The 1,295-nt window shown below is 73.4% G+C and carries 1 protein-coding gene; it reads right to left on the reverse strand.

Annotated features, from left to right (window positions below; all coding sequences use genetic code 11):
- Positions 1-189: 189 nt before the first annotated feature.
- The coding region (locus AOK09_RS36920; protein WP_055591514.1) for an MFS transporter at positions 190-1,295 on the reverse strand (1,106 nt) is incomplete at its 5' end.

Raw genomic sequence — 1,295 nt, forward strand, 5'->3', positions numbered from 1 at the left:
AGCAGTTCCAGCAGGCGGCGCAGCGCGGGGGCGCTGCCGGCGGGGGTGCTGTCGCTCATGGTTCGGGACATCGTGCCAGGTGGAGTCGGAGAACGGGAGTGCCGCGGCCCCGGCCCGGCCCGTCGGGGCCGGGCCGGGGCCGCTGCGGGCCGGCGTGGGAGGGTGGCCACGCCGGCCCCGGGGCGGGGGTCAGACGGCGTTGTGCGCGGTGAGACCGGACTCGGCCCCCGCTGCGGCGGCCGGCTCGCCGCTGACCTCGGCCAGGTCGCGGTGACGGGTCTCCCGGGCGGCGAGCATCGCCAGCACGGTGACCAGCGAGGCGATCGCCACATAGACCGAGATGGGGGTGGACGAGCCGTACCCCTTCAGCAGCGCGGTGGCGATCAGCGGCGCGGGCGCACCCGCCGCCACCGAGGCGAACTGGGCACCGATGGAGGCACCGGAGTAGCGCATCCGGGTCGCGAACAGCTCGGAGAAGAAGGCCGCCTGCGGTGCGTACATGGCGCTGTGGAAGACCAGGCCCACGGTGATGGCGACCACCATCGAGGTGAAGCTCCTGGTGTCCACCATCCCGAAGAAGACGAACGCCCAGACGCCGACGCCGACCGCACCCACCAGGTAGACCGGCTTGCGGCCGACCCGGTCCGACAGCGCACCGAAGAGCGGGATCAGCGCGAACTGGATCGCGGAGGCGATCAGCACCGCGTTCAGCGCGGTCTGCTTGGGCAGCCCGACATGTTCCACGGCGTAGGCGAGGACGAAGGTGGTGAGCACGTAGTACGAGATGTTCTCGGCCATCCGGGCGCCCATGGCGACCAGTACGTCCCGCCAGTGGTGACGCAGCACGGCCACCAGCGGCGGCTGCTCCTCGGCCTGCTGGGCGGCCTTGCGGGCCTCGGCGCGGGCCAGCGCCTCCTTGAAGAGCGGCGACTCGTCCACCGAGAGCCGGATCCACAAGCCGATGCCCACCAGCAGGGCGGAGAGCAGGAACGGGATCCGCCAGCCCCAGGAGAGGAAGGCCGAGTCGGACAGGGTGCCGGTCAGCAGCGAGAGCACACCGGCGGCCAGCAGGTTGCCGGCCGGGGCGCCGCCCTGCGGCCAGGACGCCCAGAAGCCCCGTCGCCGGGCGTCGCCGTGCTCGGAGACCAGCAGCACCGCGCCGCCCCACTCGCCGCCCAGCGCGAAGCCCTGGACCAGGCGCAGCACGGTGAGCAGCACCGGCGCCGCGACGCCGACGGAGGAGTACGTCGGCAGGCAGCCGATCAGGGTGGTGGCGCCGCCCATCAGCAGCAGGG

Source organism: Peterkaempfera griseoplana (assembly GCF_001418575.1).
Lineage (GTDB): Bacteria > Actinomycetota > Actinomycetes > Streptomycetales > Streptomycetaceae > Peterkaempfera > Peterkaempfera griseoplana.